Here is a 26,980-nt window from a genome sequence, read left to right on the forward strand (position 1 = left end):
CTTGAGCCTCATGAAAAAATTCTGATGATTTCCACCCAGAAGTGTCCTACTGGGGAGGCATATAAAAACTTGGACTGGTTTTTATGCGGCTAGGTCCAGTTCTTGTCAGAATTCCACAGGAACTTAACCTCCCAGAGGTAGCTTGATACGTTTTCCGTTGTACCAGTGAATGTAAGTAGCGACAGCATCAATGAACTGCTCAATGGTGGCGGCTGGTCAGTCGCGGGCATAGAACAGCCCATTCTTAAGCCGCCCGAACAAGCCTTCATAGACTGTATTGTCGGGCCAGTAGCCCTTGCATGGCATCAAACGCACCTGTTCTGCATCCGCGATTCGTGACAGTCATCCTGCTCAACGATAGTGGGCACCACGGTCGGAGCGAACCACAGGTTGCACTTCGCTGCAATTCAGTGAGGCGATCACAGCATCCAGTATCCAGCATCGGTCAACCAGTTCAGCGTACGGCCTGGAGCCTCTAGACCAACTCACAACCATTCCATCGAAGCAATCGATCATGGGCGAAACGTAGACTTTTTCTGCGGGCAGCTGGAACGCAGAGTTGTCTGTAAACCACTTTAACTAAGTGCAATGGCGTTGAAGTTACGGTTCAGCAAGCTCTCCTGCGCCGGACTGATTATCCAAAATAGAAACCGTAGCGGCGTCGTTTGGGTGCAGCAGCTAACAGCCCTTCCTGCGTCATCAGGCGCTGCACCACCTTCCCCGAGACCCATACACATTGTCTGACTAGCGAGGCCTGAATGCGACGATAGCCATAGCGCATTGGTTGCGTTCGAAGATATCGGCATTCGTACGGTGCACCGCGACATACTGCTCGTCCGCTTCAAGCCGTAGCGCGATGGTAGAGGTACGAGCTGCGAGCCAAGGCTAGCTAGGCGATCAACTCGGCCAGCGTGTAAGCATGGCGCATGGCATCAACCAGCAATGTCTTCTTCCAACTGGTCAGAAGATGAAGGTCCATGCACTGGTCTTTTATGAAAATCGTCGTGCGACGACACTCCAAGCACACGTGGCCGGGCTTGAGGATTGAGCACCTAAACCAAAGCGTGAAGAGAGGCCCGTGCAGCTCGTGTATGTATATGAACTTCTCTCAGTAGTCCAAGATCTCATCTCTATCCCCAGCGTGTCAGTCTTGCGTGGAAATCAACATTTATGTATCTGGGATTTATACAGAGGCCCCCTAAAGGATCTAATTCAACTCCAGCAGCAAATTGGACGAGCCGGGAGTCACCACAATCGCCTGGCTGTAAACGTCCCCTGTTCGCGGCATGGCCTGCCCCTCCAGTGACAGCCGAGCCTGCAGGCGCAATACAGGAAATGTCGACAAGGAAACTGCAGAATCGAGCAGATTTTCTGGTCCTAGCGTGAAATGAACAGGCAAAGACACTGCCGGCAGGCGCAGCACAGCCACAGGGCGGGACTGTCCGTCAGCACGCACCACAACAAAGACTTGAGCCTTGGCCAGGCTGGCTGACCCAGATGGCATAGCCTGTGAGGCAGCCCAGCGCAGCTCGCCGCTCAGGCGACTTCTGGAGTCACCTGCTGCCTTGGTCGTAATAGTCTGGCTACCCGTAGAAGCCTGGGTTTCCAGCTTGAGCAGATCGTCCTGCACGCGCAGTGCCATATCCGATCCAGGCTCTAATTGATTCAGCAGGGCTTGCCAATGCTTTTGCGCCTCTTCCAGCTTGCCGTGGCGCACAGCAGCGCTGCCAGCAAGGGCTAAGGCTTTAGGTTGACTGGGCTGCAATTTCAGTGCCCGACTTATCGCTTCGCCGGCCTCGCCGTCCAGATCGCCGCCATGTGCGGATGCCAGCGCATCGGCCAAATCAGCCCATAGCCTGGCCTGGAATTCCTCATCTATCAGGCTGCGCTGTGCCTCGTGCAACGCTTGGCGATACGCTTGGGCCGCAACGTCATAACGCTCCAGGGTTTCGTAAGAGCGGGCCAACATCACCCAGCCAGGCAAATTTTGCGGTTGCTCTTCAAGGCGTCGGGCAAGCCCATCCACCATGGCCTGCACCTGTGCATCGCCCCCCGCCTCTCCGTGCGCGCCGGGTTGCTCCTGCGCCAGCTGTGCCGCAGCCTTGGGGTCTCCAACTTGCAAGTACAGAGAAAAAGCGGCTATAGGGAGAAACACCGCCAACAATAGCGCACTGCCACGGCGCAGCCATAGACTGTGGTGCCAGGCGACTGATGGCCTAGGCTTGTCCAATTCGCCAAGCAGACGACGCTGCAGCTCTTCGACAGCCTGAGCATAGTCAGCGTCGTTCAGCCGTCCGCCCAACCACTCCTGTTCCAACTCGACCAACTGTGTCTGGTACAGGCGGCGCAACGCTTCATCAGCTTCGCCAACGGGTGACAGGTTCTCGACCAGCAGGGGCGGTAGCAGTACCGCCAGACTCAGCAACATCAGGGCGATAGCACCCAACCACAACCAGTGCATGGAGGTCATGGGCTTTCCTCCTGCGAAGAAGAGTCCAGCCACTGGCGCGCGCGGTCGCGCTGCTGCGGGGTCAGGGACGCATGCGACATACGCGTGCGGCGCAGTGTTCTGCGCAACAGGGCAAGGCCACCCAGTGCAACAAGGAAAGGGCCGCTCCACAGCAGCCAGGTCGATGGCTTCCAGGGCGGGTTGTAGCGCACAAACGCACCGTAGCGCTGTTCAAAGAAAGCGATCACCTGATCATTGCTGCGGCCCTGTTCGAGCTGGCTACGGATTTCGAGGCGCATGTCTTCGGCCATGGGTGCCCGCGATTCGGCCACAGTCTGGTTCTGGCAGACGACGCAGCGCAGTTGAGCGGCCAGCTCCATTTCGCGGTCCTGCAACTCCTGGTCCTGCATGGGTGCGCTGGCCTGGACCAGCATCGCCATGCTAGCCAGTACGGACGCAGCGAAGGCTGTGGCAGTTCTTCGCAGTTTCATTCGAGACTCCTGATGACCGGCAACAGCCGGTCACGCCATATCTCTGAGGTGACCGGACCCACATGGCGATAGCGCACGTGACCCTGGCCATCGATGACAAAGGTTTCAGGCACGCCCTGGATGCCGAAGTCCATACCCACGCGACCATCTCCGTCCATGGCCGAAGCCCTGTAGGGGTTGCCCGCCACCCGCAGCAGCGCACGCGCCTTGTCCGGTTGATCTTTGTAGTTCAGTCCGTAAACGGGGACCGCATCGCGTTTGGAAAGTTCGGCCAGCACGGGCAGTTCCTGGCGGCAAGGCGCGCACCACGAGGCCCAGACATTGAGCACCCAGGCCTGGCCACGCAGGTCCTGCAGTTGCAGGCGCTGCTGTGGGTCTTCGAGCAGCGGTCGATCTATGGCCGGCGCGGGTTGCTCTAGCAGCGCAGAGGGCAAAGCCCGGGGATCACGCTGCAGACCCAACCCGAGCAAGACAGCAAGAGCTAAGAATATCGCTAGAGGCAAAACAAACCGCATCAAATAACCCCTTGCAGGGCCGCTGCACCAGACGGACGACGCGCACGCTGCGCGGCCGTGCGAAAGCGCTGGTCCATAAGGCTCAGGCCCGCACCAAGCGCCATCATCAGTGTTCCTATCCATACCCAGTCCATGAAGGGCTTGACCTGCAGGCGCACTGTCCAGCGCTGGCCTTGTTCGTCCAACGGGTCACCCAAGGCCACAAACACGTCGCGCGTCCAACCACTGTCTATGGCGGCCTGACTCAGCGCCATGCCCTGGGCGCGGTAAACCCGTTTCTCAGGGAACATATTCCAGTTGCCCTGCCCTTTCCGGCTGACGGTGAACTGGGCACGTTGTGCATCATAGTTGGGGCCAGTGGTCGGGCCCAGGCTGTCAAAGCGGAAGCGGTAGCCGCCCGCTTCGGCGGTCTCGCCCTGCGCCAGCGTGGTCTCGTGACGACTCTCCAATCCGTCGGCCAGGCTTACCGCCAGCACGAACACCCCTGCGCCGGCATGCGCCATCAGCATGCCCCACCAGCCCCAAGGCTGGCGCGACAGTCGCTGGCCAAGATGACCAGCCCCCCTACCTTGGCCCAGACGCTGCCAGACATGGGCCAGCGTGCTCAACACACACCACAAACCCAAGGCAAGTCCCAGCAAGGTGGCCGGCGACAGACGCACTCCTGTCCACCCTCCGGCCAGCGCCAGCAAGGCGGCACATACCACGCTCAGCACCAGGGCCATGCGAAGGCGCCTCCACAGCTCTCCAGCTTGGCTGCTCTTCCAGCGCGTCACAGTACCCACTCCCATCAAGGCCAGGGCCGGTAGCACCAAAGGCAGGAAGACAGCTTGAAAGTACGGCGGCCCCACGGAGATCTTCTCGCCGCTCAGCACATCCAGCGCCAGCGGGTAAAGCGTGCCTATGAGCACGGCCAGCGCGGCGGCTGTAAAGAGCACGTTGTTGATCAGCAAGAAGGTTTCGCGCGAAAGCATGGCGAACTCCCCCGAGCCTCGGCCTAGCTCCGGCGCACGCCAGGCAAACAACCAAAGCGAAGCGCCCACCACGGCCACGACGAAGCACAGGATGAAGAGGCCCCGCCCCGGGTCTACGGCAAAGGCATGAACCGAGGTGAGCACACCCGAGCGCACGAGAAAAGTGCCCAGCAGACTCAGTGAAAAGGCACAGATGGCCAACAGGGCGGACCAACTGCGAAAGGCTCCACGCTGGTCAGTGACTATCAGCGAATGTACCAGCGCTGTGCCCACCAGCCAGGGCATGAAAGAGGCGTTTTCCACCGGGTCCCAGAACCACCAGCCACCCCAGCCCAGCACGTAATAAGCCCAGGCACTGCCCAGCAGAATGCCCAGCGTCAGAAACCCCCAGGCCGCCAGCGTCCAGGAGCGCGACCAACGCGCCCAAGCCGCACCCAGCTCACCCGAGATCAACGCCGCCAGGGCAAACGCGAACGGCACGGCAAAGCCCACATAGCCCATGTACAGCAGCGGCGGATGCAGCACCATGCCGGGGTCCTGCAGCAATGGATTGAGGTCCTTGCCTTCGGCGGCAGCCGGCACCAGACGCGTAAAGGGGTTGGACAGAAACAGCAGAAACAGCAACAGGCCCACACTAATCCAACCCAGTACTGCGAGCACGCGCGCCACGAAAGCAGGCGGCAAGTCACGGCTACGCCATGCCACCGCCAGCGTCCACCCAGAAAGCATGAGCTGCCAAAGCAGCATGGAGCCCTCGTGCCCACCCCAGAAGGCAGCCAGCTTATAGGCCATGGGCAGATCACTGTGCGAGTTAGCGGCCACGTACAGCACTGAGAAATCTCCGCGCCAGAAGCACCAGAACAGACTCGCCGACGACAGCATGCAAAGCAGGCATTGCAATAACGCCGCGGGCCGAGCCAGTTTCACCCATCCTGCGAAGCCCCAATGAGCTCCTGCCAGCGGCAGCACCGCCAGCAAGCCCGCTGTTACCAGAGCCAGCACCAGAGCAAACACTCCAAGTTCAGCGATCATGTGCGCTCTCCCTTGGATGTGCCATCAGCGCTATCCTGAACGGATTCGTCCTTGATCGATTTCTCTGGCGGTTTTCCGGCAGCATTCTTTAGGGCATGGGCCGCTTCAGGCGGCATGTAGTTCTCATCATGTTTGGCCAGTACCTCGGAGGCCTGGAAGGCTCCATCCGGCTGTAGACGGCCCGAGACCACTACGCCCTTGCCCTCACGGAACAAATCTGGCAGCAATCCCCGGTACTGCACCGGCACGCTGCGCACTTCATCAGTCACAGAAAAGCGCAGCAGCATTCCGTCGCCGCTGCGTTGCAACGACCCCTGCTCTACCAGTCCACCCAGACGGAAAGCCGCGCCCTGCGGAACTTCGCCCGCATGGACCTGGCTGGGACTGTAGAAGAACATCACATTAGAGTTGAGCGCGCGCAGCACTAACGTGACGGCGGCGGCCACCAGAACAAGTCCTGCCAAAACCCACAATAGACGACGCTGGCGCGGCTTCATGGGCGCTCCTTGGTTGTGAGTCCAGACGCCGCTTCAGCCCTTAGGCGGTGGCTGCGCACAATTAAGCAGACCAGTTCAACGCCCAACGCTATCACGCTCACCCCGTAGGCCAGTGCAATGAAAAAGACATGGTCTTGCATTACAGAGTCTCCTCTCGGGCTCGCTCCAGAATCAGACAACGGGCCCGCACCAAGGCGACGGCCAGGGTATAGGCCCAGCAGGCCAGCGTCATCAGCAGCATACCTGCCAACATCGTGTGCGTCATGCTGGGAGCTGCATCCATGCGAATGCTGGCACCTTGGTGCAAGGTGCTCCACCATTGCACCGAGAAATAGATGATGGGAATATTGACCACCCCAGCCAGCAGCACGATGGCACCGGCACCGTCGGCCCGGCGCGAATCCTCGATGGCAGAGACCATAGCCATATAGCCCAGATAGAGGAACAGCAGTATCAGCTCTGATGTCAGCCGGGCATCCCACACCCACCAGGCTCCCCAGGTCGGCTTCCCCCAAGCCGCTCCGGTCCAAAGGGCGATGGCAGTGAACAAAGCTCCGGTGGGCGCCAGAGCCCTTGCCAGCAGGGGCGAAAGTCGCGAACCGTAGACCAATCCCAAGGCAGCATGAACCGCAGCCACCAGATAAATGAACATGGACATCCAAGCCGCCGGTACGTGCAAAAAGATGATGCGATAGACCTCGCCTTGCTGATGATCAGTAGGTGCCAACCCAAACCCGACCCAAAGGCCAGCGACCGCCAGCACGGTGGCCAACACAGCCATCCAGGGCCACACCCTGCCCGCCCAGTCGTAAAAAACCGGCGGTGAAGAGAGTTGGCGCCATTTGCGGGAACCGGTCCCTGCAGCAGGTGTCGAAGAAGCATCGGAAGTCACGGAACTCATGTCACTCCAGCGCTAGGCGCAAGGCGCCTGCTATGGCCCAAGGTCCAGTCAGTACAGCCAAGCACAGGCTGGCTCCCAGCAGATTGAGGGCCGGCGCAGCACTAAGCCCTTGCTGAGCCTGAGCAACTGCATGGCTGCCAAAAATAAGAATGGGAACGCTCAGCGGCAGCACCACCAGCGCCAGCAGCAACTGCCCCCGCATACCCAGTGTCAGCGCCGCGCCCAAAGCCGCCAGCAGGTACAGGCTAGGCGTCCCCAAGGCAAGCGAAGCCAGCAAAACTCCGACCACCGCCCCATTCAGGCCGTACTGCCATCCCAGCAATGGAGCCACCAGCAACAATGGCAGCACACCCAATAACCAGTGCGTACCCACCTTGAGGCCCACTAACAGCGGCAAGGGCACCGGTGCCAGCAACCACTGCTCCAGTGATCCATCGGCCATGTCGCTCTCGAACAGCCGGTGCTGCCCCAGCAACACGGCCAGCAATGCAGCCACCCACACGATGCCTGGCGCAACCTGCCTCAGCAAGGCCGCGTCCGGCCCCAATGCCAAAGGAAAAAGACTGCCCACCAGCACGAAAAAAAACACCCCTCCGAAAGCATCAGAAGGCCTTCGTGCAGCCAATTTCAACTCTCTTGCGCACACTGCCCTCAGCAAACAGCCTCCCGCTCATTCTTCGACGCCCCCGCCAAGGCGAGGGACAAATCCAGTACTTTCACCCGAACTGCTGGCAACACAAGATTGCGGTGCGAAGCCACCACTGCCATTCCTCCCGAGGACAGGTGCTGGTCCAGCGCATCGCCTAGATATTGCTCGCCCTGGACATCCAGGCAGTTGTCAGGTTCGTCCAGCAGCCACAGTGAACGCTCGCCCAGCAAAACACGGGCCAGCCCCAGCCGCCGACGCTGTCCCTGCGACAGACGACCGAAAGGCCGTGTGACAACGCCCGACAACGACAGAACCTGCAAAACAGCTTGCACTCGTGCTTCATTCCAGTGCACAGCCATCAGATCCAGCGCAAAGCGCAGATTCTCCAGCCCGGTCAAAGCGTCGCTCATTCCAGCCTGATGTCCCATATAGACCAGCTGCCGCTGGTAGGCGGGATCACGGGGTGACAGAGTATCGCCACACCACTGGAGGCTTCCCGCACGCCACGGCAGCAGGCCGGCCAGACAACGCAGCAAACTGCTCTTGCCTGCTCCGTTATGACCTCTAAGCATCAGCAGCTGACCGGCACCGAGTTCAAAGCCCAGATCGCGCAACACCACGCGGCCGCCGCGCGCGCAGCCTAGGCTGGATATGGAAAGTAACGTGGAAGCAGCCGTGCTCAAACCCTTCATAACGCTACTGCACCGAAGCAACCGAAGCGCCAGCTGACCCCGGCACCTTCTGACCTGGAGAATCGCTGGGACCTTGTCCGGGGGGGATATGAGGCAACTTGTGGGCAATACCCTTGTGGCAGTCGATACAGGTTTTTTCCTTGCTGTCCAGATAGGTGCTATGCATGTTCTGCGCACGTAAACTCTGCCGCGTCAAATCCATGGAGTCGTAGTTATGGCAGTTGCGACACTCCAGCGAATCGTTGGCCTTGAACCGAGCCCACTCGTGCTGCGCCAACTCCAGCCGCTTGGCCTCGAACTTTTCAGGCGTATCGATTGTTCCGAAGATTTTGCCCCACACCTCCTTAGAGGCCTGCATCTTGCGAGCTATCTTGTCGGTCCAGTCGTGCGGCACATGACAGTTTGAGCAAACGGCACGTACGCCCGAACGGTTGGTGTAGTGGATCGTGCTCTTGAGCTCGGCAAATACGTTGTCCCGCATCTCATGGCAACCCGTGCAAAATTTCTCCGTATTCGTCAACTCCATGGCCGTGTTGAACGCGCCCCAGAAGAGAATACCGCCGATGAAGCCGCCAATGGTCAGAAAGCCCAGACTGAAATGAACACTGGGGCGACGAATCACCGCCCAATAACGCTTGAGTAGTGTCAACATAGATGAACCTCGTACGCCGCAGCGTCAATTTTTCTTGGATGCCTTGCCCGACTGTGACTGCAGGGCCTTCAAAATCACGGTGTCCACGTCTTCGAAGGTGTTGCTGACTATGGGGCGGACGGCATCTTGGGCCACATGACATTGCTGGCAGAAATAGCGTCGCGTGGATACCTGCCCCAACATGCGCCCGTCACGATCCATATAGTGCGTTACCGAAACTGGCACGGCCTGCGAGACTTCAGCCTTGGTTCGCGAATGACAGTCCATGCATTTGTTGAAGTTCTTGTCTACCTGATAGCCGTCAACACGATGGGGAATCGTTGGAGGTTGCCAGGTGTAGTTTCGCGTGCGGCGCACGTCGTCGTTGATGGCATTCCCCAGCACTGGCGGCTTGGTTGCCTGCATGATCGGCGTAGGGCCTCGCGCTGCGTCATAAAAGGTCTCAGCGACAGCAGATGGTGCCCATGTCATACCTATATTTAGCATGAGCAGCATGCCCACAATACGGATGAAATTACGGAAGAAGTTCATGGCCAACCTCCCTTTAGTCAAACCTTGGTGACCTTCACAGCGCACTTCTTGAAGTCCGTCTGCAACGAAATCGGGTCGGTTGCATCCAGCGTCACCTTGTTGATCAGCTGACTGGCGTCAAACCAGGGTACATAGACCAATCCGCGTGGTGGCTTATTGCGACCGCGAGTCTCGACGCGCGTGCGCATGGCTCCACGCCGCGAGGACACTTCCACTTCGCTACCACGGCGCACGCCCAGCGCCTTGGCATCGTCAGGATGCATGTAGCACAGTGCATTAGGCACGGCACGGTGCAGTTCAGGTACGCGCCGAGTCATGGAGCCCGAGTGCCAGTGCTCAAGCACTCGACCCGTGGATAGCCAGAATGGGTATTCCTTGTCCGGAGCTTCTGCCGGCGGCTCATACGGCAATGCAAAAATGTTGGCCTTGCCGTCGGTATTGCCGTAAAACTGGTAGCCCGTACCGGCCTTCACATAAGGGTCCGAGCCTTCCCGGTAACGCCAGCGGGTTTCCTTGCCGTTGACCACGGGCCAGCGCAAGCCCCGTACCTTGTGATATTGGTCGAATGGCGCTAGATCATGACCATGGCCACGACCGAACGAGGCGTACTCTTCGAACAGGCCTTTTTGCGGATAAAAGCCAAAGGCCTTGGCCTCATCATTTCCATAGGCAGGATCCATTTCAGCCAATGGAAATTTGTCCACATTGCCGTTGCGGTACAGCACTTCGAACAAAGTCTTGCCGCGCAATTGTGGCTTCTTGGCCAGTAGCTCCTCAGGCCAGACTTCTTCGACTTTGAAGCGCTTGGAAAACTCCATCAACTGCCACAGGTCAGAACGAGCCTCCCCCGGAGCTTCGACCAGTTGGTGCCAAAAGTGAGTGCGGCGCTCGGCATTGCCATAGGCACCTTCCTTCTCGACCCACATGGCCGACGGCAAGATCAGATCAGCGGCCACAGCTGTGACTGTGGGATAAACATCTGACACCACCACGAAGTTATCGGGATTACGGTAGCCCGGATAGCCTTCCTGCGCCAGGTTGGCACCAGCCTGAATGTTGTTGTTGACCATTACCCAGTAGGCATTGAGCCTGCCGTCCTTGAGTGCACGGTTTTGTTCCACGGCGTGGTAGCCGGGCTTGGGCGGAATCGTGCCTTCGGGCAGTTTCCAGATAGTTTCAGCGGTCTTGCGATGCTCGGGATTCGTCACAACCATGTCAGCAGGTAGGCGGTGCGAGAACGTTCCCACCTCACGGGCCGTTCCACAGGCTGAAGGCTGCCCCGTCAGCGAGAACGGGCTATTGCCGGGTGTTGCGATCTTTCCCAGAAGCAAGTGGATGTTGTAGACCATATTATTGGCCCAGGTACCGCGCGTATGCTGGTTGAAACCCATGGTCCAGAACGACATCACCTTGCTGTTGGGATCTGCGTAGAGTTCAGCCAAAGCCTTGAGGCGGTTAGCTGGAACCCCCGTGAGCTTCGTCGTGTAATCAAGCGTATAGGTAGATACGAACTTGGCGTATTCCTCATAGCCTATGGGCTTTGCACCGTTGGGATCGTTGGCGTTTTTAGCCGCCTTCTGCAGCGGATGCTCTGGACGCAGACCGTAGCCGATGTCAGCGTTGCCGAGCTTGAAGTTGCAGTGTTTGGAGACAAAGTCCTTGTTGACTCGCCCCGTGCTGATGATGTGGTTGGCGATGTAATTGAGAATGGCCAAGTCGGTCTGAGGTTTAAAAGTCAGAGACATGTCAGCCAGTTCGTACGAGCGGTGCTCGAAGGTCGACAGCACGGCCACCTTTACACCAGGCGTGGACAAACGTCGATCCGTGACGCGCGTCCACAGCACCGGATGCATTTCAGCCATGTTTGAGCCCCAGAGCACGAAGGCCGTCGCAGCCTCGATGTCGTCATAGCAGCCCATGGGCTCGTCCATGCCGAAGGTGCGCATGAAGCCCGTCACAGCAGATGCCATGCAGTGCCGAGCGTTGGGGTCGATGTTGTTCGATCGAAAGCCGGCCTTGAACAACTTGGAGGCAGCATAGCCTTCCCACACCGTCCACTGGCCAGAGCCGAACATGCCCACTGCATCGGAACCCTTGGCCTTGAGCGTCTTTTTAAACTGCTCTGCCATAACGTCGAAGGCCGTATCCCAAGAGACATGTTGGAATTCGCCGTCCTTTGCATAGCGACCATTCTTCATGCGAAGCAGTGGCTTGGTTAGACGGTCACCTCCGTACATGATCTTAGACAGAAAGTAACCCTTGACGCAGTTCAGCCCTCGGTTGACCTCGGCCTCAGGGTCACCCTGAGTGGCAACTACTCGGTTGTTCTTGACAGCAACCATGACGCCACATCCCGTGCCACAAAATCGGCATGGTGCCTTGGACCACTTCAGATCAGTGGTTGTTGCACCTGCGTCTTGAGATATAACTTCTATGGGGATACCAGCAACCGCCCCTGCAGCAGCGGCCGCAGATTGACGGACAAAATCACGCCTAGTGCTAGTCATGTGTTACCTCTTGGTTTAACGACTGCCAGTTCTCAACGTGCTGGTAAACCAGGGATGCGTTGATCACTCCATCAAGCAGCTCAATTTGAGATACGCAATCAAGTATGTCCCTTGCATGGTGCGCCTCCAAGGTAATCACCAGCTTTCCGGCTGGATGACTTCCATGTATTTGAGCGCCTTTAATCTTTATGATTCCAACGACTACCTGCTCCAAAGCTTTGGGGAGCACATGCACAACCAGGCTGGTGATATGCAAGTCTGTATTCGCGTCAATTGGGTCAGATTCTTCATGCATGTGGCGGTCCACCGATGATCATCTGATAAAACCAGATAGAGAAACCGAATGCAGCAATGAGTACAACGGCCAATATGGGCGCCATAACAACTGCGAGAAATGCGAAGCTGCGCAGTTCCTCAGCGCGAGTCGATTCAGACTGAGATTCTGTCATTAGTAATCTCCCTTGGCTTGGATGTATCAGCACCCGTGATTTGGCGATAGAGATCAGACAACGAAACTTTGCCACGAGATTACACACAAATGCGGGTCAAAACAAGGCACTTCTCAACTCGTTGAGCTACATCAACTTCTTTATCGAGAGGCGTTGCTGCATTCGCTCGCCAGTATCGCAATATTGATGCCCAGACATTGCAGATCAGAGTCGTCTGTTTGAATTCAAACAATGTGAACGATGCTTCAGTCCTGCCTAACTTGCCGGACGAGTGATATACCGAACCTTTGAACGTCAAATCAACAAGCTGTATATCAGAGCAGCCATTTTTGAATTGATTTACAGAGTTGGTTCGTCCTCAGATGGTAGCCATGGCGAGGGTTTTGAATAGCTCGCTTTAAATTGGATTTGTGCAACAGAGCCATGTCTCGAAAATCAAGTAAATAAAATAACCCTTGCTATGCAAAACATAGCATTGGTTCTTCTTTTTTTTCCCAATGTCACCACCATGCAACAAGCAGCACATCGCTTTTAAAGTTTGCTACACTTCCACACTTGGCAATCACGCAAAAACACATGCAAAAGGGATTCACGCTACCTCCTGCGCAGCAGGTAAATGTCCATGATCCAGCCGTGCAACTGGCGGGCTTGCTGGCGCTTGGCACTGATGCTGTCCTTGACCTCTGCCAGTCGCCCTTGCATCAATATTTGCTGCGGCATACCGAGATAGGCGCCCCAGAAAATATCGATATCGGGCTCTGTTAGCTGCTCGTAAGAAGACTGTCCATCAAGCATCACGACCAGCGTATTAATGCCCTGCGGCCAGCCAGATTCGCGCAGCTGCCGCCCCGTTGTCACCAGAAATGGAGCACCGATTTCATTGAGCGCAATGCCATGCGCGCTGCAAAGTACCTGCATGGAGGTAATCCCCGGCACCACATGTACCTGGGCCTTGCTCAAGCCCAGTCGGGACGCAATGCGCAAGGTGCTGTCGTAGAGTGCAGGATCACCCCACACCAGCAGTGCGACGCGACCAAAGCCTGCAGGCAGATGAGAACTCAGGCATTCATTCCAGCGCTGGGCAATGGCGTCATGCCATTCATCGACCTGCTGGTCGTAGTCATCGCCTTGCTGGCGGCGCACAGGCATATCGAAATGCGCAATGCGCGGCTCCTGCACGGCCAGGCTCTCCAAAAGCGTCAGGCGCACCTGCGCCAGCTCGGCCTTGCTGTCGTCCTTGTGCGGCAACAGCACCAGATCCGCCTGCTCGATGGCCTTCTCGGCCTGCCGCGTGATGTGATCGGGGTTGCCAGTCCCGATACCAATGAGAAACAGTTCCAGCATCAGTTAGCCTCGGTTCCGGAAGGAAATCTCGGCTCTTCGCCACGCGGGCGGTAGCGGCGGTCATAGTCATCAGCATAGAGGCGACTCAGACCAAAACCCTCCTGGCTCAGCGTACGTCCAACCAGAATCAAGGCGCTGCGCTGCAGTGCATTGGCCTGAGCCGCTGCCGCAATCTCCCCCACTGAGGTACGTACCACTCGCTCATCGGGCCAAGAGGCACGCCAGACAATCGCCGCCGGGCAATCGGCCCCGTAGTGAACCAGCAATTCGTGCTGCACCTGTTGCGCCACATGGACCGACAGGTGAATCGCCAGCACCGCCCCGGTCGCGGCAAAAGCGGCCAGCGTTTCACCATCGGGCATGCTGGAGGCGCGCCCCGAGGTACGCGTCAGCACCACCGACTGGCAAGAGCCGGGCAAGGTCAGTTCAGCTTCCAGCGCAGCAGCCGCAGCGCTGAACGAGGGCACGCCAGGCGTTACCGTATAGGGAATCTCCAGCTCGCGCAGACGGCGCAGCTGCTCGCCCATGGCCGACCAGATGCTGAGATCTCCCGAATGCAGACGCGCCACATCCAGGCCTTGTGCATGGGCTGCAGCCATCTCTGCCACGATGTCTTGCAGCGACAGCGGCGCGGTGTTGATCAAGCGCACGCCAACGGGGCAATGCGCAAGCAACTCAGCGGGCACCAAAGATCCAGCGTACAAACACACGGGGCAGGAAGCCAGTAGATCGCGCCCTCGTACCGTGATCAGATCCGCGGCGCCAGGGCCTGCGCCAATAAAGTGAACTGTCAAGAAATAACTCCTGTTTCAAAACAAGGGGAAGCCGGCGCAAAGCCCGCCACAGCGGCAATCGCCAGCGTGGCCTGTCGATCGGCGGACACCATGCGCGGCAGAATCAGCCGGATGTTTGGCGCAATATGCGAGGCATCTGCTATATATTCAGGTGCAAAAACCCATTGCTGAATAAGCTTTTCCACCCCAATAACGGCCAAGGCCTCGGAGACGCTGCCGCAGCCAAAACGCTGCTGTACGCGTGCAGACGCGGTCTGCGTGGTGACCTGTTGAATATCGGTTTCCTTGCACCGCAGCAACTCGGCGTCAGGCGTTTGCTCGGCCGCCCAGGCCGTAAACTCGGCCCAGGCCGGAGTCTGTGCCCGAGTCTCCAGCAAGGCATGAGCCCAATGCGCATGCGCCACCTGTGCCGCTGAAAGAGCCTGACGCACCTGCAGCCAGCAGCTGGAAAAGGACTGCTGCACCGCACTGGATTGAAAGCCCCAGCCAGCCACCAGACGCATCATGTCTGCCATAGCCACTGCACCACGGGTCTGGCGGCTTGCCAGGACTGCATGCGCCCCAGCGGCACGGCTTCGCTCCACTGCAGTTGCAGCAACTGTCCACCATGCAGGCGATGCAGCTCCATGAGCAGCGCTTGCGTCTCCAGTGCCACAGCATTCACGACCAGTCGCCATGGCGCATGCAAGCGTTGGCGCAAGGCATTGAACAAATTCAGCTCGAAACCGCCGCCGACAAAGACCGCCTGTGGGGGCGAACCGAGTTGATCCAGCAGGGTCAAACTATCGCCATGAAGCACCTGTAGCGGCAATGCATAGCGCTCGGCGTTCTGCTCGATGCCCGCAACCCGCGTCGCATGCTGCTCCACGCAAATAGCCCGACCACCGGCCAGACACCACTCCACCGAGACCGATCCGGAACCCGCGCCCAGATCCCACAGGCATTCACCCCGGCGCGGTGCCAGCGCTGCCAGTGTCATGGCACGCACGGGGCTTTTGGTGATCTGGCCGTCATGCACAAACTGGTCGGTGCTGCGGCCCGCCACCTGGACCAAACCATGGCCACCGCGTGCTTCAAAGGCCGCTGCGACTGGGGCTGAAACGGGATCGCCATCCAGCTGCTGAGCGAGCTGATGGGCCAGGCCATGGCGAATCTGCTGCGCCTCGCTGCCCGCATGGGACACAAGCCACAGCGGGCTATCACCCCAGCCTTGCTCCGCCAGCCAGAGCGCCAGTTGCCGAGCCGCCGAACCATCGCGCAGCAAACAGATGAAACGCTGACCCTTGGCCAGCAAAGCAGTCAATGTCTCCAGAGGCCGCGCGTGCAGACCCAGGCAATGGGTATGTTCTTGTGACCAGCCCAGATCTCCGGCAATCAAGGAAAACGTCGAAGGCTGCGGATAATTGCGCCACTCGCCCACTTCAAGGTGCTTGGACAGCGATGCGCCCGCGCCGAAATGAAAAGGGTCGCCCGAGACAAGGACGGCCACTTTTTCCTGGTGGCGTAGTTGCAGCACGGGCTCCACATCAAAAGGCACAGGCCAGGGGTGGCCCCGCTCGCCGACCTGCCCCAGCGCCAGATGGCGTGGACTACCGAACACCACGCTGGCATCATCGAGCGCCTGCCGGGCCGCTGCACTCAGCGCATCTCGGCCGGATGGATGTATACCGATTATCGAAAGCCACGGATTGGCCATGACCCAAGTTCTCCTGTTAGGCGGCACGTTTGATGCCTATCTCTTGTCCACTCGCCTGCATGAAGCCGGTATCCAAGCCATTTACTCGTATGCCGGTGCCACGCAGACTCGCCGTCAACCCGCCCTGCCCAGCCGTGTGGGTGGGTTTGGCGGCGTCGAAGGCTTGATGCACTATCTGCGGGAGCAGCAAATCAGCCATGTGATTGATGCCACCCATCCGTTTGCCGCGCAAATGAGCCGCAACGCCATTGCCGCCTGCAAGGCGCTGGGCATTCCGCTGCTGTCCATGGAGCGCCCGGCCTGGCAAGCGCAAGCCGGTGACCAATGGACGCATGTGCCGGATATGGCCACCGCCGCTGCAGCGCTGCCGCCGGGGCTCAAAAATGTTTTCCTGGCCATTGGTCGCAAGCAGCTGCCGGCCTTCAGCGACCAGACTGCACGGCATCACTTTTTGCTGCGCGTGATAGACCCGGTGGATGTGGCCCTGCCTGCATCCAGCTGCACGCTGTTGATTGCACGCGGACCGTTTCAGCTGCAGGACGAACTGGCTCTGCTGCAACAACATGCCATAGCCTGTATGGTCAGTAAAAATGCGGGCGGCACCGACACCTATGCCAAGCTTGAAGCGGCAAGGCAGCTGCAGATTCCCGTCATCATGGTCGACCGTCCCCGATTGCCCGCGCGCGTGCAATGCGAGACACCGCAGCAGGCCATGGAATGGTTGAAGCGCTAGCACTAAGCGTTAGCGGCTGCCCGCCACTCCATAACTGCGCGGCGTATAGACATAACGACCCACCTGGCGCGTCTGGCTGTTGCCCACAATGACCACGGTGCGCATATCCGCCATCTCGGCCTGTACATCCTGCAGCTGTACCACGCGCAGCGTTTCATCGGCATGACTGACATTGCGGGCAAAGCAGATCAGGCGCTGGGGTTCACATTCCTGCCTCAGCACCCGCAACGCCCGCTCAAAGCCCTCGGGCCGAGATTTGGAGCAGGGGTTGTAGAAGGCCATGGCAAAGTCGGCCTGCGCTGCCAGCTGGATGCGGCGTTCGATCACGGCCGCAGGCTTGAGGTTGTCCGACAGGTTGATGGCGCAAAAATCATGACCCAGCGGGGCACCCAGTCTTGCCGCCGCCGCCAGCATGGCCGTGATACCGGGCTGAACATCGATATCCACGGCCACCCAGCGCGCCAGCTCCTCGGGCCCTGCTTCATCCAGCACCTCGAACACCGCACTGGCCATGGCAAAGACACCCGGGTCGCCCGACGACAGCATCAGCACTTTCCGACCTTGTGCGGCCAGATTCAAGGCGCTGCGCGCACGCCCCAGCTCTTCGCGGTTGTCACTGCCATGCAAGGTCAGATGGCCGAGACCCGAAAGACGCTCGACATAGGGAAAATAGCCAAACGCATCCGTTGCGCCAGCAATAGCACTGCGCACGCTATCCGTCAGCAGCGCATCGGCTCCGGGCCCCAGGCCCACGACGCGAAGGCTGCCGCGCTGTGTTGTATGAGTTATCACCGCTGGCCCTTACATGTCATTGGCAGGACGTCGCCCCTGCCCATGAACAATCACGATGGCAAAGTACGGGCAACGCTCGGGCGCATCACGCAAGGGCATGACTTGCTGATCCGCCATGGTGCCGTTGATCACCAACCAACCCTGGTCGAGCTTGCCCAGCTCGGTCAGCAGTCCGCGGATACGGCCCAGGTGACGCCCCACTTTCATGATGACCAAGGCATCAGATCGCGCCATATGCTGACGTAGTTGAGCATCGGGCAAGGTGGCCGGCAGCACGCTCATGACGTCGTCGCCCCAGGTGACAGGAATCCCCGTCGCATGCCAGCACCCCACCATGCCTGGAATGCCGGGCAGTACTTCGACAAGCACCACACTCGCCTGGCGCAGGCGCACATACAAGTGCATGAAGGAACCATAGAAAAACGGGTCGCCTTCGCAGAGCACCACCACATCTTCGCTGCGCGTCAGCTCCGTCAACCTGGATTGCCAGCCCAGATAGAAATCCGAGAGCTGCGCGATGTAGCGCGGATCGTCGTGCGGAATTTCGGTGGTCACCGGGTACTCCATCGGGTACTCGGTGACCTCGGCATGCAGCATGCCATTGACCAGTTGCCGCGCCTTGCCAGGGTGTCCGCGCTTGCGAAAGAAAGCCACATGCCGCGCGTTGCGCAGTAGTCGATCGGCCTTGACGCTCATGAGTTCCGGATCGCCGGGACCCAGTCCCACACAGATGATTTTTCCACGATTCATGATGCGTCCTTCACTCAATCACGCTGCCCAGCGCATTGACGGCCGCCACCGTGATGGCAGAGCCTCCCAACCGGCCCTTCACCACGGCAAAGGGAATGCCACCCCATTGCTCCAGTGCATCCTTGGACTCCGCTGCGCCCACAAAGCCCACCGGGCAGCCGATGATGGCCGCCGGGCGCGGACAGTCAGGGTTTTGCAGCATATTTAGCAGATGAAACAGCGCAGTCGGCGCATTGCCAATGGCCACCACGGCGCCTGCCAGATGCGGCCGCCACAGCTCCAGTGCAGCAGCGCTTCGGGTGTTGCCCATTTGTTTCGCCAGATCGGGAACAGCTGGATCGTTCAGGGTGCAGATGATGGGATTGCTGGCGGGCATGCGCTTGCGCGTGATGCCTTCGCTGACCATGCGGGCGTCGCAAAGAATGGGGGCGCCGCGCTGCAGCGCCGACTCGGCGGCCACTGCAAAGTCAGGCGAGAAGCGAATATGCGCAGCCAGCTCGACCATGCCTGCGGCATGAATCATGCGACAGGCCACACGCTCTTCCAGAGTGGTAAAGCGCTTTAGATCGGCTTCCCGGCGAATGATGGCAAAGGACTGCCGGTAAATCTCGTCACCTTGGGTTTCGTATGTGTAGGTCATGAATGAGGGTCGAAATATGGCTCGGCTCTTGACGCAATGCCTGAGTCGAAATTTGAGAAAACGGTTGCTGGGGCAGATTCGGCCAGCTCAGATTCAGCAGCGCTTGCCCTGAGTCACCAGCGGGCACCCCAGTTCCAATCAAGACTGCCGTGGCCTCCGGCGAAAGTGCGCAGCACTTGGCACAGCCGCTGACATGAACATGGGTCTGAGGCGGTACATGGGGCGCCAACACCAGGGCCAGCTCCCGCGACGCCAGCACTGCCTGGGTGCATCGCGGTGCCCCGGTGCAGGCAGAAACCCGTAAACGGGCATCGTCTGCCTCTGTGATCCAGTGCGCGGACGAGAAAAACCGCGCAGCAATGGCCTCGTCCGCGCAGAACAAAGAGCGCCACGGCGTAACGCGGATCTCTGTCTGAGGTGATATAGGTTTCAAGGCCTCAAGCAAAGCCGCCGCGCTGATTCGGCCCATGGGCGCGCCGATCACGTGACCGGACTGCGCCCATTGACCAGGCAGGGCAGCAACTGCTGCCACCGAGTTGTCAGCCCTAAACTCCGCCAACTTGAGACAGGGCAGCTTCAACGCATGCAGCGGCAGCAGCTGGCGCAAACGAGTGAAAGTGGGGACGGGGATGGGCGCAATAGCTGTACGCTCTTTGGCAAACCACAGCGCCACCGCCAATGCCGCGGCAACCACTTCGGCTGCGCCGTCAAACGCATACCAGCCAGATTGCTCGCCCAGCGCCAGCCCGTAGCGCTCGTCCGCCGTCACCCAGACGGATATATCGGCGGCAATACCTCGCATACGTCGCTGTGCATCATCCACCGCCAAGCCAAATTTACTGGGCAATGCATCGACTCCCTGACGTTGCAGTGCATTCGGCGAAAGTTGAGCCATCACTGCCTGCGACAGCAACAAGGCAAGGGCATGGGTCAAATCCCCCTGCTTATAAAACGGCGTGCAATGCACGGCCGGAGCCTGATCGGCATCGGCATCTGCGGGCACCAGTCGCGCCTCAACCAGTCTTGAGCGAACTGCTGACAAATGCGCTTCGCTGACGCCGCGCAACTGCACGCTGCCCAGCCTTGTCAGCTCGATCTCGGGGTGAGCACAGGACAGCGACAGCTCGGCCAGTACCGTCCATTGCTGGGCGTTAATGGATGCGCAATGCGGGCGCACGCGCACAATCCAGCCGTCCTGCGCCTGCATGGGAGCCCACGCCGTAGGGCACCAGCCCTGCACCTTGATGGCCGCACTCTTATGCATCGCTGACCTCGTCCAGACTGATGCACTGTGCCTGCCAATGCTCGGCCAGCGCCTGGCAACGCTGCAGCCGCAGCCCATCAAGCTCCAGGTCCACAATCGTGCAACGGTCCATGCCCTGCGGCTTTTCAGGCAGTTGCGCAAAACGCCCATCGGTCAGCAGCCAGACATGGGTTAAACGATCGGCTTTCTGGATGGCAGGCGCGAGCAATTGCAAACCCGACTCCAGAGGCGTTCCGCCGCTGCCGCCCAAAGGCGCAATCCAGCTGTCATTGAAGGCCTGAGCCTTGCCGGGCCGGGCCAGCCAGTAAGCCCCCTGACCGCCAAAGCTGATCACCCCGACATGCTCGCGATCGCGATACGCCTGCTGCATCAAGGCCAGCAAACAGCCCTTGGCACTGGCCAACTTTCCGGCACGCAGCATGGAAGCCGACATATCGAGCAGCACCAGATGCACAACGGCAGAGCCTGCTCCATGCCTGCGATAGCGAAAATGCTCTGCGGCCAAGGCTTGCGCACCTTTGCACGTCAGAGTCCTGACCCAATCCATACGCTGATCATTGATGGCTTGTGACCGCCCTTTCAAGACAGGGCTTGGTCCGCGCCCTGTTCTGGTTTTACCGGGGTGAACAGGACGCGTCAGGCTTTTTTTGTGTGTAGCGGCCTCAACTCTTTGATGGTTTGAATGCCCACTTGCTGCGGCGCGGCCATGCCGCCCCAGCCGTCGGAGTTCGCAGCACCGCCACTATCCTGTGGAGCATCAGTCGACGCTGCAGACGGCTCGGGTTGGCTCTGGGCTTGCGAATCTTCGAGCTGCGACTGCGGCTTTTCCGCAGGCGGAACCGGCGGGTGAACCTGAGGATGGCGGCGATGGGCCAAGGCCAGCTCTGCCACCTTGGCCACGTCAGAACCCGCCACCTCGGCGCGGCTCTGCAGCGCTGCATGGGCACGAGCGGCGCGCAACATGACCAGATCGGCACGCACGCCCTCGACTTGCGCCTGCTGACAGAGATCGGCCACCTGATCGAAGACCGACTCAGGCCAGCTCACCGCATCAAGCCTTGCCCTGGCCTGGAGCACCTGCTCAGCCAGTTGCGCTTGCGCATCGGCATGACGGGCGACAAACAAAGACGGCTCTGCATCAAACGCCATGCGGGTGCGCACAATGCGCTTGCGTGCCTGTGCATCGAGCACATTCGTCAGGCGCACAAAGAGGCCGAATCGGTCCAGCAGCTGTGGGCGCAGCTGCCCCTCTTCCGGGTTCATGGTGCCCGCTAGAGCGATGCGAGCCGCATGCTGATGCGATACACCATCGCGTTCGACGCGATTGATGCCGCTGGCGCTGACATCCAACAGCAGATCCACCAAGCCATCGGGCAGCAGATTGACCTCATCCACATACAGCAGGCCCTGATGCGCCTGTGCCAGCAAACCGGGCTTGAACTGCACTTCGGAATGCTTGAGCGCAGCCTGTAAATCCAGCGAGCCCTGCAGCTGTTCCTCGGTCGTACCCAGCGGCAGGTTCACAAAGCGGCCGGCGGGCAACAAGTCGGCCAACGCACGGGCCGCCGTGGACTTGGCGGTACCGCGCGGCCCTTCCACCAGCACGCCGCCCAATAGCGGGTCCACCGCCAGCAGCAGCAAAGCCAGCTGCAACTGAGGCTGGCCTTCAATCGCCGTGAACGGAAAACAAGGCATTTCGTTCTTGGGTGCAGCGCTCATCGCATCTCCAGCATCTGCTCTGTCTGCAGCAAATGCTGCTCCAGCATGGGTTGATAGTCGGCAGCGTCCTGCCACAGGCCGCGCTGAATGGCTTCCAGCAGGCGCTCGCACATGCCCTGAAAGGCCTGCGGGTTGTGCTTTTGCATGAAGGCCCGGGTGTGCTCATCGCTCACAAAGGCATCGGTGACGCGCGCATATTGGTCATCGCGCACCACACGGGCCGTGGCATCAAAGGCAAACAGATAGTCCACCGTGGCGGCAATCTCAAAAGCGCCTTTGTAGCCATGGCGCTTGACGCCATCTATCCATTTGGGATTGGTCACGCGGGAGCGCACCACGCGGCTGATCTCCTCCTGCAGCGTGCGCATGCGCGGCGATTCAGGATTGCTGTGATCACCAAAGTACAGGGTCGGCTGCTGACCGCTGAAATGGCGCACCGCCGCCGCCATGCCGCCTTGAAACTGGTAGTAGTCGTCAGAGTCCAGCAAGTCATGCTCGCGGTTATCCTGGTTGTGCACCACCAGCTGCATATCGGAGAGCCGACGCACAAAGGTCTCGGGCACGGCCGTGCCATCATCCTTTTGCCCGTAGGCATAGGCACCCCAGTTGCGATAGGCAGTGGCCAGGTCTTCGTCGCTGTCCCAGTTGCGCCCGTCGATCAGCCCTTGCAAACCCGCGCCATAGCTGCCGGGCTTGGCACCAAAGACACGCAACCCGGCCTGATGGCGGGCATCCGCCTGCTCCATGCCTCGCGCGCTCAGCAGCTGAGCCTCACGCAGTACGCGCGCCCGGATGGGGTTGGTGAATTCATCCTCGTCCTCAAGAGCCGCCACCTTCTGCACGGCGGCATCAAACAAGCGAATGACATTGGTGAATGCATCGCGAAAAAAGCCAGACACACGCAGCGTCACATCGACCCGCGGGCGCCCTACCACCGACATGGGCAGCACTTCGAAATCACTGACGCGCCAGCTGCCGCCCGCCCAGGTCGGGCGCACACCCAGCAAGGCCAGGGCCTGGGCGATATCGTCACCGCCAGTGCGCATGGTGGCCGTGCCCCAGACCGACAGGCCAATGGACTTGGGGTACTCGCCATGCTCCTGCGCATATTTTTCCACCAGCAAATTGGCGGATTTCAAACCCAGCGTCCAACTGGTGGGTGTGGGGACAGAACGCGTATCGACCGAGAAAAAATTGCGCCCGGTGGGCAGCACATCGGGTCGGCCGCGCGTGGGGGCACCGCTGGGGCCCGCCGGAACAAAGCGCCCGGCCAGACCGCGCATCAGCTGCAGCAATTCCTGCGGGCCACATTGATTGAGGCGCGGACGCAGGTCCTGCTCCACGCGCTGCAGCACGGCCTGGGTTTGGATGAAATACGGCTCCAGCGCTTGATGAATAAGCGCATCACGCTCCAGTATCGATAGCGCCAACAGCTCCAGTCGCTCGCGCGTATCGCCGGTATTGCGCCAGGCTTGTTCATCCACCTGCGCCAGCAAGGCGGGGCGATTGCCTGTCCATGGCTTGGCCCAGTCGGCATCCAGCGGATCAAAGTCGGCACCGAGCTTCAAGTCCTGCGCCAAAGCGCGAATCAGGCTGGCATGGGCGCCCTTGCCATTGCCAACGGGGTGGCGTGCCAGCGCCAGCAAGGTATCGCGCTCCAGTCGGTCCTGAGGCGAGCAGCCGAAGACATGCAGCCCATCGCGTATCTGGCTTTCCTTGAGCTCGCACAGATAGGCATCGGTCTTGTTGAGCAGAAGCTGCTCGTCTTCCTCAGAGCGCGGTGCGGCCAGTCCCAGATCCTGGTGCAGGTCGTGGGCCACGATGTGCGCCAGAATCTGCTTGCGCAGGAGCTTGGCGCGCCGCCCGTCCAGCGTCACCGCTTCGTAATACTCGTCCACCATGCGCTCCAGATCCCGCGTCGCACCATAGCTTTCGGCACGCGTCAGCGGCGGCATCAGGTGATCGATGATGACGGCCTGGGCGCGGCGCTTGGCCTGCGTTCCCTCACCCGGATCGTTGACGATGAAGGGGTAGAGATGCGGCATGGGCCCAAAGACCAGATCTGGCCAGCAGGTCTGAGACAAGGCCACGCTTTTCCCCGGCAGCCACTCCATATTGCCGTGCTTGCCCACGTGCACAAAGGCATCTGCTGCCCACGCGCTGCGCAGCCAGAAGTAAAACGCCAGGTAGTAGTGCGGCGGCACCAGATCGGGATCGTGGTAGCTGGCCATAGCATCGAGCTGATAGCCACGCGCGGGCTGAATGCCTACGAACACCTGACCCAGACGCAGACCCGCAATCATGAAGCGGCTGTTGCGCAGCATGGGGTCTTGCTGGGGCGTTCCCCAGCGCTGCAGAACAGCTTGCCGGTTTTCATCGGGCAGGCTGTCAAAAAAGCGCTGATAGCTCTCCAGATCCAGACTTTGCCAGGCAGGCCGCAGCTGCCAGGAATCCGGATCGTTGGTCACACCATGCTGCAGCTGCTCCATCAGGGCATCGCCATCGGCAGGCAGGGCATCCAGCGCATAGCCCTGGCGTTCCAGCTCCTGCAGGATTTGAATGACCGAGGCCGGTGTATCCAGTCCCACGCCGTTGCCGATGCGCCCTTCCTTGGTCGGGTAGTTGGCCAGAATCAGCGCCAGCCGTTTGTCAGCATTGGACTTGGCGCGCAAGTCGCACCAGCGCCTTGCCAGCTCCACCACAAAGCCCATGCGCTCGGTATGCGCCTGGTACTGCACCACATCGGACTGCGTAAGTTCGCTGCGATGCGACAGCCCCTTGAAGCTGATGGCCCGCGTGATGATGCGACCATCCACCTCAGGCATGGCGACATGCATGGCGATGTCGCGTGGCTGCAGACCATGCGCATCATTGAGCCAGCTTTGCTCGTTGCCGCCCGACAGAATCAGTTGCAGCACCGGAATATCACCCGCCAGCGCATAATCGCCCGGGGCCTCCAGTGAGGACTGAGAAAACGCCGTGGTATTGAGAATCAGCGCCACCTGATGCTCAGCGCAAAGGCCATGCAGCATCTCAAGGCAGGCAGCATCCTTGAGTGACAGCAACGCCAAGGGCAAGGGATTCAAGCCATTGGCCAGCAATTGCGCACACAAGGCATCAAAAACCTGGGTGTTGCCAGACTGCAAATGCGCGCGGTAGAAGACCACCAGTACCACGGGTGCGCCAGCGTCCCAGCGCATGCCTGCGCCTTGCTGCCAGCACTCTACCGAAGCATGCCCATCCGGGTGGTACATCGAGACGGCAGGCAGCGGTCTTGGCGGCAATGGCTGCTGCGGGCCCTGCAGAAATTCCTGCCACAGATAACAGAACAGCTCGCGCGCATTCGCGGCCCCGCCTTCACGCAGATAGCGCCACAGCGTGCGACATTGCTCTTTGCTGGCCGTGCTTTTCTGCAGCAGATTCAAGTCTTCGGTGGTATCACCCGAGAACATCACCAGCGCAATGCCCTTGCTGCGGCAAATTTCGCGCACGCGATCGGTGCCATAGGGCCAGTAGCTTTCCCCTCCAAGGTGGTCAATCACAATCACCTTGGCATGCTGCAGCACCTCGTCGACATACAGATCGACCGAGGCGGGCTGGCGCAAATACATCAGATTGGCGAGGCGCACCGTCGGCAACTGCTCACCGTTCACTCCCGATTGCAGCTGCGCATACGCATCGGCCAGCAACGCCAGCGTGGTATCCGCCGCGCTCAGAATCACGATCTGGCCGGGCGTCTGCGCCATGCTGGCAACAAAGGCTTCATCATCGACAAAGCCACCGGGTTGAACGGCAAGCAGATGCATCAGATCGCTCCGACCGACAGGGCGTTCAATTCAGCAGTGATGGCACTTTCATCAAGGTCATGACCGATGAAAACCAGATAGGTCTGACGCTCTTCGCCTGCGCGCCACATGCGGTCAAAGTAGCTGTCAAAGCGCTTGCCTACGCCATGGATCACCAGTCGCATCGGTTTACCTGGCAAAGCCACAAAGCCCTTGATGCGGTAGACCGTGTGCTCAGCCACGATCTTTTCCATGGCCTGAAACAAGGCTGCGCGCTCCAACTCGGGCAGCTTGATGACGATGGAGTCAAAGTCGTCGTGGTCATGTTCATCATGGGAATGACCGTCTTCGTGCTCATGGTGGCCCATGCGCTGGTCAATCGTTTCCTCCGATGCGCTGGACAGACCCAGCACCACATCCAGATCAATACGGCCATGGTCGGCGGCCACAATCTTGACCTGCGCGGGTACTTCCTCGCGCACGATTTCTTCGACCCGGGCGCGATCTTCGGCCCTCGCCTGATCCAGCTTGGTCAGCACCACCAGGTCGGCAGAGATCAACTGGTCTTCAAACAGCTCATGCAGCGGTGATTCATGATCGAGATTCGGATCCTGTTTGCGCTGCGCATCCACCGCTGCCGGGTTGGCGGCAAACTGGCCAGCGGCAGTGGCGGGAACATCGACCACCGTAATCACGGCATCCACCGTACAGGCGTTCTTGATCTCGGGCCAGTTAAAGGCTTGGACCAGAGGCTTGGGCAAAGCCAGACCACTGGTCTCGATCAGGATATGGTCAATCTCACCGCGTCGCTCAATCAGCTCGCGCATCACGGGATAGAACTCTTCCTGCACCGTGCAGCACAGGCAGCCATTGGCCAGCTCATAGAGCTTGCCGCCCTGCTCGCCAGCCTCGTCTTCGCACCCAATCCCGCAGCCGCGCAAAATGTCGCCGTCAATGCCCAGCTCGCCAAACTCGTTGACGATGACGGCAATGCGACGGCCGTTGGCGTTTTGCAAAATGTGGCGCAATAAAGTCGTTTTACCGCTACCCAGAAAGCCAGTCACGATGGTGGCGGGGATTTTTTTACTGCTATTCAAAGCTCTACTCCAGTTATTCAAGGTGAG

The 26,980-nt window shown here is 59.6% G+C and carries 26 protein-coding genes and 2 pseudogenes; 2 read left to right on the forward strand and 26 right to left on the reverse strand.

Annotated elements, in window-relative coordinates; translation table 11 throughout:
• Positions 1-123: 123 nt before the first annotated feature.
• The 14 genes and pseudogenes from HF327_RS22185 to HF327_RS17910 all read right to left on the reverse strand — a co-directional run.
• A pseudogene (locus HF327_RS22185) lies at positions 124-991 on the reverse strand (IS3 family transposase); the annotation flags it as partial.
• 216 nt (positions 992-1,207) lie between these two features.
• Entirely contained in the window at positions 1,208-2,470 is a 1,263-nt protein-coding gene (gene ccmI, locus HF327_RS17850; RefSeq protein WP_198461680.1) for a c-type cytochrome biogenesis protein CcmI, read from the reverse strand.
• Complete coding sequence (locus tag HF327_RS17855) at positions 2,467-2,940, reverse strand: cytochrome c-type biogenesis protein (protein WP_198461681.1); 474 nt, start codon at positions 2,938-2,940, stop codon at positions 2,467-2,469. Before HF327_RS17855 ends, ccmI begins: the two co-directional genes overlap by 4 nt.
• The gene (locus HF327_RS17860; RefSeq protein ID WP_198461682.1) at positions 2,937-3,455 is read right to left on the reverse strand and encodes a DsbE family thiol:disulfide interchange protein; all 519 of its coding nucleotides are present in this window, start codon (positions 3,453-3,455) and stop codon (positions 2,937-2,939) included. The genes HF327_RS17855 and HF327_RS17860 overlap by 4 nt, the downstream gene beginning before the upstream one ends.
• Positions 3,455-5,461, reverse strand: a complete 2,007-nt coding sequence (locus tag HF327_RS17865) for a heme lyase CcmF/NrfE family subunit (protein ID WP_198461683.1) — start codon at positions 5,459-5,461, stop codon at positions 3,455-3,457. The genes HF327_RS17860 and HF327_RS17865 overlap by 1 nt, the downstream gene beginning before the upstream one ends.
• The gene (gene ccmE, locus HF327_RS17870; protein WP_198461684.1) at positions 5,458-5,958 is read right to left on the reverse strand and encodes a cytochrome c maturation protein CcmE; all 501 of its coding nucleotides are present in this window, start codon (positions 5,956-5,958) and stop codon (positions 5,458-5,460) included. The genes HF327_RS17865 and ccmE overlap by 4 nt, the downstream gene beginning before the upstream one ends.
• A gap of 139 nt (positions 5,959-6,097) precedes the next feature.
• Positions 6,098-6,859 carry a heme ABC transporter permease CcmC gene (gene ccmC, locus HF327_RS17875; protein ID WP_198461685.1) on the reverse strand — a complete coding sequence of 254 codons (762 nt, stop codon included), beginning with the start codon at positions 6,857-6,859 and terminating at the stop codon, positions 6,098-6,100.
• 1 nt (position 6,860) lies between these two features.
• A complete protein-coding gene (gene ccmB, locus HF327_RS17880; protein WP_198461768.1) occupies positions 6,861-7,514 on the reverse strand; it encodes a heme exporter protein CcmB in 654 nt (217 codons plus the stop codon).
• Positions 7,511-8,200, reverse strand: a complete 690-nt coding sequence (gene ccmA, locus HF327_RS17885) for a cytochrome c biogenesis heme-transporting ATPase CcmA (protein WP_198461686.1) — start codon at positions 8,198-8,200, stop codon at positions 7,511-7,513. Before ccmA ends, ccmB begins: the two co-directional genes overlap by 4 nt.
• 4 nt (positions 8,201-8,204) lie before the next feature.
• The gene (locus HF327_RS17890) at positions 8,205-8,852 is read right to left on the reverse strand and encodes a cytochrome c3 family protein (RefSeq protein ID WP_198461687.1); all 648 of its coding nucleotides are present in this window, start codon (positions 8,850-8,852) and stop codon (positions 8,205-8,207) included.
• A gap of 24 nt (positions 8,853-8,876) precedes the next feature.
• Positions 8,877-9,383 (reverse strand): nitrate reductase cytochrome c-type subunit, encoded by a 507-nt coding sequence (locus tag HF327_RS17895; protein WP_198461688.1) that lies wholly within the window; start codon positions 9,381-9,383, stop codon positions 8,877-8,879.
• A 17-nt stretch (positions 9,384-9,400) separates the two neighbouring features.
• On the reverse strand, positions 9,401-11,890 hold the full coding sequence (gene napA, locus HF327_RS17900; RefSeq protein ID WP_198461689.1) for a periplasmic nitrate reductase subunit alpha: 2,490 nt from the start codon (positions 11,888-11,890) through the stop codon (positions 9,401-9,403).
• Entirely contained in the window at positions 11,883-12,185 is a 303-nt protein-coding gene (locus HF327_RS17905; protein WP_236024269.1) for a chaperone NapD, read from the reverse strand. Before HF327_RS17905 ends, napA begins: the two co-directional genes overlap by 8 nt.
• Positions 12,178-12,339: a periplasmic nitrate reductase, NapE protein gene (locus tag HF327_RS17910; RefSeq protein ID WP_198461690.1), complete on the reverse strand. Its 162-nt coding sequence runs from the start codon at positions 12,337-12,339 to the stop codon at positions 12,178-12,180. Before HF327_RS17910 ends, HF327_RS17905 begins: the two co-directional genes overlap by 8 nt.
• 167 nt (positions 12,340-12,506) lie before the next feature.
• Between HF327_RS17910 and HF327_RS22430 the strand changes: the two are divergent.
• Positions 12,507-12,602 (forward strand): annotated as a pseudogene (locus tag HF327_RS22430) (IS5/IS1182 family transposase); the annotation flags it as partial.
• Positions 12,603-12,933: 331 nt separating this feature from the next.
• Here the strand turns inward: HF327_RS22430 and cobF are convergent.
• Genes cobF through HF327_RS17930 form a run of 4 tightly spaced genes read right to left on the reverse strand, consistent with a single transcriptional unit; the run spans position 12,934 to position 16,173 of the window.
• The gene (gene cobF, locus HF327_RS17915) at positions 12,934-13,683 is read right to left on the reverse strand and encodes a precorrin-6A synthase (deacetylating) (RefSeq protein WP_198461691.1); all 750 of its coding nucleotides are present in this window, start codon (positions 13,681-13,683) and stop codon (positions 12,934-12,936) included.
• Complete coding sequence (gene cobM, locus HF327_RS17920; RefSeq protein WP_198461692.1) at positions 13,683-14,477, reverse strand: precorrin-4 C(11)-methyltransferase; 795 nt, start codon at positions 14,475-14,477, stop codon at positions 13,683-13,685. Before cobM ends, cobF begins: the two co-directional genes overlap by 1 nt.
• Positions 14,474-14,992, reverse strand: a complete 519-nt coding sequence (locus tag HF327_RS17925; RefSeq protein ID WP_198461693.1) for a cobalamin biosynthesis protein — start codon at positions 14,990-14,992, stop codon at positions 14,474-14,476. Before HF327_RS17925 ends, cobM begins: the two co-directional genes overlap by 4 nt.
• Entirely contained in the window at positions 14,980-16,173 is a 1,194-nt protein-coding gene (locus HF327_RS17930) for a bifunctional cobalt-precorrin-7 (C(5))-methyltransferase/cobalt-precorrin-6B (C(15))-methyltransferase (protein ID WP_198461694.1), read from the reverse strand. The genes HF327_RS17925 and HF327_RS17930 overlap by 13 nt, the downstream gene beginning before the upstream one ends.
• On the opposite strand from HF327_RS17930, the gene HF327_RS17935 reads away from it, so the two are divergent.
• Positions 16,166-16,906 (forward strand): cobalt-precorrin-6A reductase, encoded by a 741-nt coding sequence (locus HF327_RS17935; protein ID WP_198461695.1) that lies wholly within the window; start codon positions 16,166-16,168, stop codon positions 16,904-16,906. The two genes, HF327_RS17930 and HF327_RS17935, sit on opposite strands and share 8 nt — an antisense overlap.
• 9 nt (positions 16,907-16,915) lie before the next feature.
• Here the strand turns inward: HF327_RS17935 and cobJ are convergent, their stop codons facing one another.
• The 8 genes from cobJ to cobW all read right to left on the reverse strand — a co-directional run bounded on the left by cobJ (position 16,916) and on the right by cobW (position 26,953).
• Entirely contained in the window at positions 16,916-17,698 is a 783-nt protein-coding gene (gene cobJ / locus HF327_RS17940; RefSeq protein WP_328701901.1) for a precorrin-3B C(17)-methyltransferase, read from the reverse strand.
• A 9-nt stretch (positions 17,699-17,707) separates the two neighbouring features.
• Positions 17,708-18,448 (reverse strand): precorrin-2 C(20)-methyltransferase, encoded by a 741-nt coding sequence (gene cobI / locus HF327_RS17945; protein ID WP_198461696.1) that lies wholly within the window; start codon positions 18,446-18,448, stop codon positions 17,708-17,710.
• Between the two features lie 10 nt (positions 18,449-18,458).
• A complete protein-coding gene (locus HF327_RS17950) occupies positions 18,459-19,088 on the reverse strand; it encodes a precorrin-8X methylmutase (RefSeq protein ID WP_198461697.1) in 630 nt (209 codons plus the stop codon).
• Entirely contained in the window at positions 19,060-20,352 is a 1,293-nt protein-coding gene (locus tag HF327_RS17955; RefSeq protein ID WP_198461698.1) for a nitrite reductase, read from the reverse strand. The genes HF327_RS17950 and HF327_RS17955 overlap by 29 nt, the downstream gene beginning before the upstream one ends.
• Complete coding sequence (locus HF327_RS17960; RefSeq protein ID WP_198461699.1) at positions 20,345-20,857, reverse strand: vWA domain-containing protein; 513 nt, start codon at positions 20,855-20,857, stop codon at positions 20,345-20,347. Before HF327_RS17960 ends, HF327_RS17955 begins: the two co-directional genes overlap by 8 nt.
• 131 nt (positions 20,858-20,988) lie before the next feature.
• Positions 20,989-22,071, reverse strand: a complete 1,083-nt coding sequence (locus HF327_RS17965; RefSeq protein WP_198461700.1) for an ATP-binding protein — start codon at positions 22,069-22,071, stop codon at positions 20,989-20,991.
• Entirely contained in the window at positions 22,068-25,877 is a 3,810-nt protein-coding gene (gene cobN / locus HF327_RS17970; protein WP_198461701.1) for a cobaltochelatase subunit CobN, read from the reverse strand. Before cobN ends, HF327_RS17965 begins: the two co-directional genes overlap by 4 nt.
• A complete protein-coding gene (gene cobW / locus HF327_RS17975; protein WP_198461702.1) occupies positions 25,877-26,953 on the reverse strand; it encodes a cobalamin biosynthesis protein CobW in 1,077 nt (358 codons plus the stop codon). The genes cobN and cobW overlap by 1 nt, the downstream gene beginning before the upstream one ends.
• Positions 26,954-26,980 lie beyond the last annotated feature (27 nt).

It is taken from the genome of Comamonas suwonensis (assembly GCF_012844455.2).
Classification (GTDB): domain Bacteria; phylum Pseudomonadota; class Gammaproteobacteria; order Burkholderiales; family Burkholderiaceae_C; genus Comamonas; species Comamonas suwonensis.

Bases quoted from the DNA above. Each gene is read 5' to 3' on its own strand.
- ccmC (WP_198461685.1), bottom strand. From the start codon at position 6,859: ATGAGTTCCGTGACTTCCGATGCTTCTTCGACACCTGCTGCAGGGACC.
- HF327_RS17930 (WP_198461694.1), bottom strand. From the start codon at position 16,173: ATGGCCAATCCGTGGCTTTCGATAATCGGTATACATCCATCCGGCCGA.
- cobN (WP_198461701.1), bottom strand. From the start codon at position 25,877: ATGCATCTGCTTGCCGTTCAACCCGGTGGCTTTGTCGATGATGAAGCC.
- HF327_RS17955 (WP_198461698.1), bottom strand. From the start codon at position 20,352: ATGCATAAGAGTGCGGCCATCAAGGTGCAGGGCTGGTGCCCTACGGCG.
- HF327_RS17965 (WP_198461700.1), bottom strand. From the start codon at position 22,071: ATGAGCGCTGCACCCAAGAACGAAATGCCTTGTTTTCCGTTCACGGCG.
- HF327_RS17925 (WP_198461693.1), bottom strand. From the start codon at position 14,992: ATGGCAGACATGATGCGTCTGGTGGCTGGCTGGGGCTTTCAATCCAGT.
- HF327_RS17905 (WP_236024269.1), bottom strand. From the start codon at position 12,185: ATGCATGAAGAATCTGACCCAATTGACGCGAATACAGACTTGCATATC.
- ccmE (WP_198461684.1), bottom strand. From the start codon at position 5,958: ATGAAGCCGCGCCAGCGTCGTCTATTGTGGGTTTTGGCAGGACTTGTT.
- HF327_RS17895 (WP_198461688.1), bottom strand. From the start codon at position 9,383: ATGAACTTCTTCCGTAATTTCATCCGTATTGTGGGCATGCTGCTCATG.
- ccmA (WP_198461686.1), bottom strand. From the start codon at position 8,200: ATGAAGGGTTTGAGCACGGCTGCTTCCACGTTACTTTCCATATCCAGC.
- HF327_RS17890 (WP_198461687.1), bottom strand. From the start codon at position 8,852: ATGTTGACACTACTCAAGCGTTATTGGGCGGTGATTCGTCGCCCCAGT.
- HF327_RS17865 (WP_198461683.1), bottom strand. From the start codon at position 5,461: ATGATCGCTGAACTTGGAGTGTTTGCTCTGGTGCTGGCTCTGGTAACA.
- cobF (WP_198461691.1), bottom strand. From the start codon at position 13,683: ATGCTGGAACTGTTTCTCATTGGTATCGGGACTGGCAACCCCGATCAC.
- HF327_RS17950 (WP_198461697.1), bottom strand. From the start codon at position 19,088: ATGACCTACACATACGAAACCCAAGGTGACGAGATTTACCGGCAGTCC.
- napA (WP_198461689.1), bottom strand. From the start codon at position 11,890: ATGACTAGCACTAGGCGTGATTTTGTCCGTCAATCTGCGGCCGCTGCT.
- cobI (WP_198461696.1), bottom strand. From the start codon at position 18,448: ATGAATCGTGGAAAAATCATCTGTGTGGGACTGGGTCCCGGCGATCCG.
- HF327_RS17860 (WP_198461682.1), bottom strand. From the start codon at position 3,455: ATGCGGTTTGTTTTGCCTCTAGCGATATTCTTAGCTCTTGCTGTCTTG.
- HF327_RS17855 (WP_198461681.1), bottom strand. From the start codon at position 2,940: ATGAAACTGCGAAGAACTGCCACAGCCTTCGCTGCGTCCGTACTGGCT.
- HF327_RS17910 (WP_198461690.1), bottom strand. From the start codon at position 12,339: ATGACAGAATCTCAGTCTGAATCGACTCGCGCTGAGGAACTGCGCAGC.
- ccmI (WP_198461680.1), bottom strand. From the start codon at position 2,470: ATGACCTCCATGCACTGGTTGTGGTTGGGTGCTATCGCCCTGATGTTG.